Annotated in this window: 11 protein-coding genes, 1 tRNA gene and 1 pseudogene; 5 read left to right on the top strand and 8 right to left on the bottom strand. The window is 73.3% G+C overall.

Annotated features, from left to right (window positions below):
• Positions 1-142: 142 nt before the first annotated feature.
• Positions 143-919 (bottom strand): annotated as a pseudogene (locus tag HUW36_RS17010) (LysR family transcriptional regulator); the annotation flags it as partial.
• Between the two features lie 72 nt (positions 920-991).
• Between HUW36_RS17010 and HUW36_RS17015 the strand changes: the two are divergent.
• Entirely contained in the window at positions 992-1648 is a 657-nt protein-coding gene (locus tag HUW36_RS17015; protein ID WP_246248197.1) for a type 1 glutamine amidotransferase domain-containing protein, read from the top strand.
• A gap of 61 nt (positions 1649-1709) precedes the next feature.
• Here HUW36_RS17015 and HUW36_RS17020 read toward each other — a convergent pair whose 3' ends face one another.
• From HUW36_RS17020 to HUW36_RS17035, 4 genes are all read right to left on the bottom strand, one after another.
• Positions 1710-2324, bottom strand: a complete 615-nt coding sequence (locus tag HUW36_RS17020; protein WP_174529077.1) for a histidine phosphatase family protein — start codon at positions 2322-2324, stop codon at positions 1710-1712.
• Between the two features lie 66 nt (positions 2325-2390).
• Positions 2391-2825 (bottom strand): VOC family protein, encoded by a 435-nt coding sequence (locus HUW36_RS17025; RefSeq protein WP_091568982.1) that lies wholly within the window; start codon positions 2823-2825, stop codon positions 2391-2393.
• A gap of 35 nt (positions 2826-2860) precedes the next feature.
• Positions 2861-3262, bottom strand: a complete 402-nt coding sequence (locus tag HUW36_RS17030) for a helix-turn-helix domain-containing protein (protein ID WP_174529078.1) — start codon at positions 3260-3262, stop codon at positions 2861-2863.
• The gene (locus tag HUW36_RS17035; RefSeq protein WP_174529079.1) at positions 3259-4116 is read right to left on the bottom strand and encodes a sigma-70 family RNA polymerase sigma factor; all 858 of its coding nucleotides are present in this window, start codon (positions 4114-4116) and stop codon (positions 3259-3261) included. The genes HUW36_RS17030 and HUW36_RS17035 overlap by 4 nt, the downstream gene beginning before the upstream one ends.
• A gap of 125 nt (positions 4117-4241) precedes the next feature.
• Between HUW36_RS17035 and HUW36_RS17040 the strand changes: the two genes are divergently transcribed.
• Together HUW36_RS17040 and HUW36_RS17045 are read left to right on the top strand one after the other, a co-directional pair.
• Entirely contained in the window at positions 4242-4706 is a 465-nt protein-coding gene (locus HUW36_RS17040) for a carboxymuconolactone decarboxylase family protein (RefSeq protein WP_217428827.1), read from the top strand.
• A gap of 113 nt (positions 4707-4819) precedes the next feature.
• Positions 4820-5713, top strand: a complete 894-nt coding sequence (locus tag HUW36_RS17045) for a tetratricopeptide repeat protein (RefSeq protein ID WP_174529080.1) — start codon at positions 4820-4822, stop codon at positions 5711-5713.
• Positions 5714-5719: 6 nt separating this feature from the next.
• Here the strand turns inward: HUW36_RS17045 and HUW36_RS17050 are convergent.
• Positions 5720-5796: transfer RNA gene (locus HUW36_RS17050), tRNA-Thr, on the bottom strand.
• Between the two features lie 365 nt (positions 5797-6161).
• On the opposite strand from HUW36_RS17050, the gene HUW36_RS17055 reads away from it, so the two are divergent.
• The gene (locus HUW36_RS17055) at positions 6162-7253 is read left to right on the top strand and encodes an ABC transporter ATP-binding protein (protein ID WP_047891140.1); all 1092 of its coding nucleotides are present in this window, start codon (positions 6162-6164) and stop codon (positions 7251-7253) included.
• 61 nt (positions 7254-7314) lie between these two features.
• Here HUW36_RS17055 and rlmB read toward each other — a convergent pair whose 3' ends face one another.
• Together rlmB and cysS are read right to left on the bottom strand one after the other, a co-directional pair.
• Positions 7315-8430, bottom strand: coding sequence for a 23S rRNA (guanosine(2251)-2'-O)-methyltransferase RlmB (gene rlmB / locus HUW36_RS17060; protein WP_174529081.1), 1116 nt, complete (start codon positions 8428-8430; stop codon positions 7315-7317).
• Positions 8430-9845: a cysteine--tRNA ligase gene (gene cysS / locus HUW36_RS17065; RefSeq protein WP_174529082.1), complete on the bottom strand. Its 1416-nt coding sequence runs from the start codon at positions 9843-9845 to the stop codon at positions 8430-8432. The genes rlmB and cysS overlap by 1 nt, the downstream gene beginning before the upstream one ends.
• Positions 9846-9908: 63 nt before the next feature.
• On the opposite strand from cysS, the gene HUW36_RS17070 reads away from it, so the two are divergent.
• Positions 9909-10140 (top strand): helix-turn-helix domain-containing protein (locus HUW36_RS17070; protein ID WP_174529083.1); only part of this gene is annotated, 232 nt, incomplete at its 3' end.

The raw sequence follows: 10140 nt of genomic DNA on the forward strand, positions 1-10140 counted from the left end.
TTGACGACGTCCACACCCTCGTCGGTGACCAGGCGGTACTCCGTCTGGTCGGGACCGGTCGGCCGCAGGGGTGCGTACGAGAAGGCGGCGGCACTGCTCCCCCCGGCCGTGCCGCGAGGAAGAGCGTGTTGAGCGGGGGCACCGCCGGCGCGAGCAGCGCCCGCACCGCGCCGGAGGCCAGCTCACCCCGGCAGAGGTACGCGGGCAGCACGCTCGCCCCGGCGCCGGCCACCACCGCCGCCCGGACCGCCCGCAGGTCCGCCACCACCAGGCTCGGCGCTCGGGTGAGCCGGATGTCGAAGACGGTCCGCCAGTACCGGCGCAGGATCGGCGCCTCCTCCCCGTAGGCGACGAGCGGCACGTCCCGCAGCGCCGCCGGGGTCACCGGGTCGGGCAGCCGGTCGGCCCAGGACGGCGCCGCCACCAGCACGAACTCCTCGTCGTAGAGCGGCTCCACGACCACGCCCCGCCGACGCGGCCGCACGCTGGTCACCGCCAGGTCGAGCCGGCCGGCCACCAGGTCGTCCAGCAACCGCTCCGGCAGCCCGGCCGTGACCCGCAGCTCCAGCCCCTCGGCCACCAGCCCGCCCAGCGCCGGCAGCACCCGCTCCGCGAGCAGCTCGGCCGGCCCACCCAGGAAGACCGTCCGGGCGTACGTGGCACCCGGCTCGTCGGTCAGCACGGCCGCCAGCCGGTCCAGCGGCTCGGCCACCCGGCGGGCCAGCTCGTCGCCGGCGGCGGTCGGGGTGACGCCCCGCGGCAGCCGGTCGAAGAGCGGCCGGCCGACCGCCTCCTCCAGCGCGCGCAGTTGCGCGGTCACCGTGGGCTGCGCCACACCCAGCAGTTCGGCCGCGCCGGTGACCGACCCGGCCCGGTGCACGGCGAGGAAGCTACGGAGCAGGTCCAGGGACACCTTCACATCAGTAAACCTATCGCCGACGTGACTCTCACCTATTGGTCAGCTATCGATCAGCGCGCCAGCATGGAGCACATGACTCGTGCACTCATCGCCCTGACCAGCCACTCCGAACTCGGCCGCACCGGTCGCACCACCGGCTACTACGTCGGCGAGGCCGCCGAGCCGTGGGAGGTCTTCCGGGCCGCCGGGTACGACGTCGACCTGGTGTCCGTGGCCGGCGGCGAGCCCCCGGTCGACGGCCGGGACGACACCGACCGGACCCAGAACGACTTCCTCGCCACCGCCGGCGTGACCGACACCCCGAAGGCCGCGGACGTCGACCCGGACGGCTACGACGTGATCGTCTTCGCCGGCGGCCACGGCACCATGTGGGACTTCCCCGACGACCCGGACCTGGCCCGGATCGCCCGCGCGATCTACGAGCGCGGCGGCGTGGTGGCCGCCGTCTGCCACGGCCCGTCCGCGCTGGTGAACCTCACGCTCTCCGACGGCTCGCGGCTGATCGCCGGCAAGCGGGTGGCCGGCTTCACCAACGACGAGGAGGCGGCCGTCGGCCTCACCGACGAGGTGCCGTTCCTGCTCGCCGACAAGCTCACCGAGGCCGGCGCGCAGCATGTCCCGGCGCCCAACTTCACCGAGCACGTGGTGGTCGACGGTCGCCTGGTCACCGGCCAGAACCCGCAGTCGGCCCGCGCGCTCGCCGAAGCCGTGGTCAAGCTCCGCGGCTGACCCGTCACGCACCGCGCCCGCCCTCGCGCGTCGTTCCGCGAGGCGGGCGTGGTTCGGCGGGTCAGAAGCGGTAGTCGTCGGGGAAGCCGGTGGCGCGCAGGTCGGGCGGCAGGTGGGCGGCGTCGTTCAGCGCGACCACCGTCGGCGGGCCGGCGTCGCTGTAGCGGATCACGGTCAGCGCGCAGTTGGCGTGGTTGAGCCCGATCCAGCGGCGCTCCGGCGCCTCCAGCGCGTGCCGGACCAGCCAGGCGACCAGGAAGTTGTGGGTGACCACCAGCTCCCGGACGTCGCCCTCGGCGGGAGCGGTGGCGAACCGGGCCACCGCCTCCGCCGTCACGCGCGGCCCGTCCCGCCGTTCCGCCTCGGTGAACTCGGCGAGGAACGCGGCGTACCGCGCCGGCAGACCGGTCGGGTCGGTGTCGTGCGGCATGTGGTCGCCGGCCCGCTCGTCCTCGTGGACCGGGACACCCGGCAGCTCCTTCGCGACAAGCGCGGCCGTCTCCGCGGCCCGGGCCAGCGGCCCGTGGTGCACGGCGTCGAGCCGGGCGCTCCGCAGCCGCTCGCCGAGCAGCGTCGCCTGCCGCCGGCCCCGGGCCGAGAGACCGACCTCCGGGGCCTCCGTAGCGGTCTCCTCCTGCTCGCCGTGCCGGGCCAGGAACAACAGGCGGCTCGCCATCGGTCACCTCCACGATCGGGAGTGCCCGACCCTAGCCGGCCGCTCCCGATCCCGCAGCCCTCCTGGTCAGCCGTTCGCCCACTGCTCCCGCGGGTGCATCTGGCCGATCCGGATCCGGTTGCCGAACGGGTCCCGGATGCCGAAGTCGATCCCGTACGGCCGGTCGGTCGGCTCGTCGGTCACCTCGACCCCCTTGGCCACCAGGTCCGCGTACGTCTTGTGCGCGTCGTCAGTGGTCAGGAACAGGAAGCCGCCGGCGGCGCCCTTGGTGAGCAGCTCGCGGACCTGCTCGGCGGTCTTCGGGTCCAGCGCCGGCGGGCCGGGCTTCTCCAGCAGGATCTCCCGCTCGGCGTCCCCCGGCACGTTCACGGTGAGCCAGCGCATGAAGCCGAGGTCCTGGTCGGTGTTCACCTCCATGCCCAGCTTGCCGACGTAGAAGTCGAGCGCCTCGTCCTGGTCGAGCACGTAGATCTGCGAGCGGGAAATCGAAGTCATCGTCATGCCGTCGACGCTAGAGCAACGCCCTGACCTGCTGCTTATCCAAAACTGCTGGGTCTGGTCCAGGATTTGGCGAAACAGCTCGGCACGTTGGCGGCGGCGGACCGGCGCCGCCGGAATTCGCGGGGCGACTCCCCGACGACGTCGCGGAACGTCCGGCTGAACGTGCCGAGGCTGGTGAAGCCGACCGCGAGGCAGATGTCGGTGACGTCCCGGTCGGTCTCCCGCAGCAGGGACATGGCCCGCTCGACCCGACGCCGTTGCAGGTAGCGGTGCGGCGTCTCGCCGAAGGTGGCCCGGAACGTCCGGATGAAGTGCGACTCGGAGACGTGCGCGATCCGGGCCAGCGCGGGAATGTCCAGCGGCTGCGCGTACGCCCGGTCCATCGCGTCCCGGGCCCGCAGCATGGCCCGGTTGGACTCCTCGGTCGCCCGACTCATCCGGCGACCACCAGGTCGAGGTCGGCGAGCTGGTCCGGGTCGGCCACCACCTCGATGCCGATGATCCGGTCGGTGACGGTGAAGCTGAGCGCGAGTCGGATCCGGCCGTCGAGCACCACCACCGCGCCGGCCGCCCCGTCGACCCAGGCGGGCACCGCCGCCTGCGCCCGACCGTTGAAGAAGCCGGCCACCGCCGACGAGCCCCGGACCTCGGCGCTGCCACCCATCCGCACGGCGGCCTCGTCCTCCCGCAGCACCACGTGCGGGTCGAGCAGGGTGACCAGGTCGTCGAAGCGCCCGTCCCGGGACGCGGCGAGGAACGCCTCGACGATCCGACGGTGCCGGGCCGGGTCGGTCACCGGGTCGGCCGAGCCGCGCTGCACCCGACGGCGGGCCCGGCCGGCGATCTGCCGGACCGCCGGGGCGCTGCGGTCGACCACCGGCGCGATCTCCTCGAAGGAGACGGCGAACATGTCGTGCAGCACGAACACCAGCCGCTCGGTGGGGCCGAGCGTGGTCAGCACGATTTCGAGCGCGTGCCCGACCCGCTCGGCGAGCAGCGCCTCCTGCTCCGGCTCCGGCACGGTCGAGGGCTCCTCGCCCACCTCGTCCACGGTCTCCTCGTGCCGATGCCCCGCCGACCGCAGCCGGTCCAGGCAGACCCGCCCGACAGTCGTGGTCAGCCAACCCGGCAGGTTGTCGATCGCGGCCACGTCGGCCCGGTTCAGCCGCAGCCAGGCGTCCTGCACGGCGTCGTCCGCCTCGGCCGCGGAGCCGAGCATCCGGTGGGCCACCGCCCGCAGGCGGGGCCGCTGCTCCTCGAAGCGCCGGGCCACCAGGTTCGCGTCGGTCACGACCCCCCGCCCTTCACCGCCGCGTGATCGCCGTCACATCCGTCACATCGCCGGCCCGGATCTCGACAGACGGACGAGGGCGGCGAACGGACGCCGCCCAGCCTACAAGGACAGGACGGACCACCATGAGCCTCGAAGCCCGTATGCAGAACCCGGCCGCGCTGCTCCCGGACAGCGTGAAGGCGGTCAACCTGCTCTACCGGGCCGCGCACTCGGCCGGCGTACCCGGCACCACGCTGGAACTCGTCCACCTGCGCGCCAGCCAGATCAACGGGTGCAGCGCGTGTGTCGACTCCGGGGCACGCGGCGCCCGCAAGAACGGCGAGACCGAGGAGCGGCTGTTCGCGGTGGCGGCGTGGCGGGAGACGCCCTACTTCACCGACGCCGAGCGGGCCGCGCTCGACCTGGCCGAGCACGCCACCCGCCTCGCCGACCGGGCCGACGCGGTGCCGGACGCGGTGTGGCACGAGGCGGCCCGGCACTTCGGGGAGAAGGAACTGGCGGCGTTGGTGCTCTGGATCGCCACCACCAACTTCTTCAACCGGATCAACGCCACCACCCGGCAGCCGGCCCCCCAGAACTGGGGCTGATCCCCGGGGCCGGCGCGGACCCCCGCGCCGGCCCGGACCGGGTGGGCCCTCGGCCGCCGACCCGTCGGGTGATACTTCGGTGCCCGCTGATCATCCCGCCGAGGAGCAGCCACGTGGAACCGCCGCCCGCCCCGGTCGAGGACGCCGTGGCGCGCGCCCGTGACCTGGTCCTCGCCCAGGAGTTCCGGCCCGCGGTCGCGCTGTTGCGCGCGCACCTGCGGACCCACCCCGACGACAGCCTCGCGTGGCGTCGACTGGCCGGCGCGCTCATCGGGCTGGGTGACCAGCACGCCGCGATCGACGCGGCCGGTCGCGCGATCGACGCCGACCCCGGCGACACCGTGGCCTGGCGGTACCGAGGGCTGGCCCGGCACCTGCTCGGCCGGCACCGGGAGTCCTACGCCGACGCGCGACGCGCGGTCGACCTCGCCCCGGACGATCCCGAAGGGCTGAACCTGCTCGCCGTCAACGTGCTCACCGTGGACCGCGACGTGGCCCGGTTCCGCGAGCTCTACCGGCGGGCGCTCACCGTCGACCCGAGCAACGCGCCGGCGCGGCACAGCGCCGGACTGGACCGGCGGATCCGCCGCCGGGGCGCGGCGGCCCTGGTGCTCCTCGCGGTGTACCCGCCCTGGTGCGTGCTGTTCCTGCGCTGGCTCGCCGTCGACGACGGCTCCACCGATGCCGGCTGGACGATGTGGCCCACCGTCGCCGGCGTGGCCGTCCTGATCGTCTGCGCCGCGGTCGGTCGGACGTCGGGCGTCGTGCCACTGGTGCTGACCTGGCGCGCGATAGTCGGGGCCGCGTGCGTCGGCGGGGCCGGCGCCGCCGGGGCGGTCTGGGGCGGGACACGCACGGCGACCATGGCCGCCGCGTTCGGGCTCACAGCTGTCGCGGTGTCGCTGCTCTTCGCGCTCACGTTCCGGCTCCGGCACCGGCGTGCGGGACGCCTGCCGGAGGAGGACGCCACCGGCGGCCCGACGCGTGAGTCGGCCCGGGTCGCCTGATGGAACTGGAGCCCCCGGCCGGGATCGAACCGGCGACATCTCGCTTACAAGGCGAGTGCTCTGGCCAGCTGAGCTACAGGGGCGCGTGTGACGGGCTCAGCATAGCGAGTGGCCTCCGGAAATCCCGCCTGGCAGGGCTCCCGAGCACGGAAAACGTCAATTTCCCGACCGGCGGCGCCGACGGATCGTCGGTCTGACGCGCTCCCGGCGGGGAGATTGATGCCTCGCCGTGCCCGGGTGACCGAAATGTGTATGCCTTCCGTCCCACCCGCTGCTCCTCGTCTTGGCACGGCCGCGAAAGCCGTTTACGGTGCAGTGACACGGACGACACTCCGGCCGGCCTCGGCTGCCCTGAGCGACGACCCCGTTGGCCGGTGCCTTGGGCGCCGGTCGCTCCTTCACTCGGATCGTCCGGCACGTTCCTGCCGGTGAAAGGAAGCGCTCCATCATGGCTACGGTCACCTACGCGAAGGCGTCCCGGATCTATCCGGGCACCGAGCGCCCCGCCGTCAACCAGCTCGACCTCCAGATCGGTGACGGGGAGTTCCTCGTCCTGGTCGGCCCGTCCGGCTGCGGCAAGTCCACCAGCCTGCGGATGCTCGCCGGCCTGGAGGACGTCGACGACGGCGCGATCTACATCGACGACCGGGACGTCACCCACCTCCCGCCGAAGGCCCGCGACATCGCGATGGTCTTCCAGAACTACGCCCTCTACCCGCACATGACGGTGTACGAGAACATGGCGTTCGCCCTCAAGCTGCGCAAGACCTCGAAGTCGGAGATCGACCGGCGGGTCAAGGAGGCGGCCGGGCTGCTCCAGCTGGAGGAGTTCCTCAGCCGCAAGCCGAAGGCGCTCTCCGGCGGTCAGCGCCAGCGTGTCGCCATGGGCCGCGCGATCGTCCGCGAGCCGCAGGTCTTCCTCATGGACGAGCCGCTGTCGAACCTCGACGCGAAGCTGCGTGTCCAGACCCGTACGCAGATCGCCTCGCTCCAGGCGAAGCTCGGCGTCACCACGGTCTACGTCACCCACGACCAGGTCGAGGCCATGACCATGGGTCACCGGGTGGCGGTCATGCTGGACGGCGTGCTCCAGCAGGTGGACACCCCGCGGGCGCTCTACGACACCCCGTCCAACGTCTTCGTCGCCGGCTTCATGGGCTCCCCGGCCATGAACATCAAGACGGTGAAGCTGACCGAGCAGGGTGGCGCGTTCGCCGAGATGATCGTCCCGCTGACCCGCGAGCAGGTCCAGGCGGCCGGCGCCGAGGGTGGCGACGGCAAGGTGACCGTCGGCTTCCGCCCGGAGGACTGCGACCTGGTCAGCCCGTCCGAGGGCGGCATGCCGGTCGTGGTCGAGCTGGTCGAGGACCTGGGCTCCGACGCCAACGTCTACGGCCACGCCGCGCTGGAGGGCCACAACGAGCGGTTCGTGGTCCGCACCGACCGGCGCAGCATGCCGAACATGGGCGACACCGTGTTCGTCAAGCCGCGTACCGGCCGTAGCCACGTCTTCCACGCCGCCACCGGCCAGCGGATCTGACGCGAGCGACAGGAAAGGGGCGGTCCGCCGTGGCGGGCCGCCCCTTTCGTCGTACCTGAGATCAGGCCTCGACGGACCGACGGCGGGCGACCTCGGCCAGCGTGACCGCGGCGGCGACGCTGGCGTTGAGCGACTCCACGTCCGAGACCATCGGGATGCTGACGGTGAGGTCGCAGGTCTCGCCGACCAGGCGGGACAGCCCGCGCCCCTCCGAGCCGACCACCACGACCAGCGGGCCGACGGCGGCCTCCAGGTCGTACAGGTCGGTCTGCCCGTCGGCGTCGAGGCCGACCACGACGAAGCCGGCCTCCTTGCACGCCTTGAGCGACCGGGTCAGGTTGGTGACCTGGGCGACCGGCACGCGCGCGGCCGCGCCGGCGCTGGTCCGCCAGGCGGTCGCGGTGATCCCGGCGGCACGCCGCTCGGGTACGAACACACCCTGCGCGCCGAACGCGGCGGCCGACCGGATGACCGCGCCGAGGTTACGTGGGTCGGTGACCCCGTCCAGCGCGACCAGCAGCGGGGCGGCCTGCTCCAGCGCGGCGGTGACCAGGTCGTCGAAGGGCTCGTAGGCGAACGGCGGCACCTGGAGGCCGACGCCCTGGTGCAGCACCCCGCCGGTCATCCGGTCCAGCTCGGCGCGGCTGACCTCCAGGATCGCGATGCCCCGGTCGGCGGCGGTGCGGACGATCTCCTTGACCCGGTCGTCCACGTCGATGCCCTGCGCGGTGTAGAGCGCGGTCGCCGGCACCTGGGTGCGCAGCGACTCCAGCACCGGGTTCCGCCCGACCAGCAGCTCGGGGCTGTCCTTCGCCGGGTTGGCCTTGCGCCCGGGCGCCACCCGCGGGCCGCCGCGGCCGCCGGACTTGCCCTTGCCGCCCTTCAGCGGCACGCCGGCCCGGGTGCCCTTGCCCCAGGTGGTGTCCTTGGTGCCCGGGTTACCGATCTTGGGCGCGCGCCCCTCCTCGGCGGCGGCGCGGCGCTCCTTGTCCTGCTTCCACGCGGTGCGCTGGGGCAGCTTCTCGGTGCCCGAGTAGGCCTTGTGCCAGGGCCGTTCGTCCGCCGGCAGGGTGCGGCCCCGCCCGGCGAGGGAGTCCTTGTTCTTGCCACCGGTGCCCTTGGGGGCGCCCGACTTCGACGTCAGTCGCCGGCCACGGCGCTGCGAGTTGCCGGCCATCAGTCCTGCTCTCCAATAGTCCAACGCGGGCCCTGGGGGGTGTCCTCGACGACCACGCCGGCCTGCTTGAGCTGGTCGCGTACCGCGTCGGCGGCGGTCCAGTCCTTGCGGCTGCGGGCCTGGGCGCGCTGCTCCAGGGCGAGCGCGATCAGGGAGTCCACCACGCCGCGCAGGTCGTCCGTGCGCCCGCCGCCGGTCCAGGCCGGGTCCAGGGGGTCGACGCCGAGGATATCCAGCATCGCCCGCACGGCGGCGAGCGTCGTGCGGACGGTCACATCGTCGCCGGCGGTCAGTGCCGTGTTGCCGTCCCGGACCACCTCGTGCAGCACCGCGAGCGCCGCCGAGGTGTTCAGGTCGTCGTCCATCGCCGCCGCGAACCCCGCCGGCAGGTCGCCGGGCCGGCCCGCGCCGACCCGTTCGACCGCCCGCTGCACGAAGCCCTCGACCCGGCGGTACGCGACCGCGGCCTCGCGCAGCGCGTCCTCCGAGTAGTCGATGCGGGAGCGGTAGTGCGCGGCGACGTAGTAGTAGCGCAGCTCGACCGGGCGCACCCCGAGCGAGGCCACGTAGTCGAGGTCGAGCGTGTTTCCCAGCGACTTGCCCATCTTGGTGCCGCCGATGCCGAGCAGCCCGTGGTGCACCCAGTAGCGGGCGAACGGCAGGTCGGCGGCCTGCGACTGGGCGATCTCGTTCTCGTGGTGCGGGAACGTCAGGTCGAGGCCGCCGCCGTGGATGTCGAACTCCGCGCCCAGGTAGCGCCAGCACATGGCCGAGCACTCGATGTGCCAGCCGGGCCGGCCGCGACCCCACGGCGAGGGCCAGTAGGCGTCGGCCGGCTCGTCCGGCTTGGCGCCCTTCCAGAGCGCGAAGTCGCGCGGATCCCGCTTGCCCCGGTCCGGGGCGTCCCCGGCGGACTGCATGTCGGCCGGCGACTGGCCGGACAGCGACCCGTACGCCGGCCAGGAGGCCACGTCGAAGTAGACGTCGCCGGAGCCGTCCGTGGCCGGGTAGGCGTGACCGGTCTCGATCAACCGGGCGATCAGCTCCTGCATCTCCGGCACGTGGCCGGTGGCCCGCGGCTCGTAGGTCGGCGGGAGCACGTTCAGCGCCCGGTACGACGCGGCGAGGAGCTGCTCGTTCGCGTACGCGATCGACCAGAACGGTCGATCCTGCTCCATCGCCTTGACCAGGATCTTGTCGTCGATGTCGGTCACGTTGCGGATGAACGTGACCTCGAACCCGCCGGCGACCAGCCAGCGGCGCAGCACGTCGTAGTTGACGCCGGAGCGAAGGTGACCGATGTGCGGCGGGGCCTGGAGCGTGAGACCACACAGGTAGACCCCCACCTTGCCGGCTTCCCGCGGGACGAAGTCCCGCACCGATCGGGTGGCGGTGTCATACAGGCGTAGCGTCACCTCACAAGGGTAGCCGTCCGCACATTTCCCGGTTGGGCGGAGCCGGGTCGTACGCTGCGTGCTGTGGACACGGCGGCACGCCCGGGAGAGACGGCGCAGACCCTGGACCGCGGGCTGCGCCTGCTGCACCTCGTCGCGGACGCCCCGGGCGGGCTGACCGTCACCGAGGCGGCGCAGCGGCTCGGCATCGGGCGCGCGGCGGTCTACCGGCTGGTCGGCGCGCTGACCGGGCACGGCATGCTCCGGCGCGACGGCGAGGGCCGGCTGCGGATCGGCGTGGGCGTGCTGCACCTGG

It is taken from the genome of Micromonospora maritima (genome assembly GCF_902825405.1).
Lineage (GTDB): Bacteria > Actinomycetota > Actinomycetes > Mycobacteriales > Micromonosporaceae > Micromonospora > Micromonospora maritima.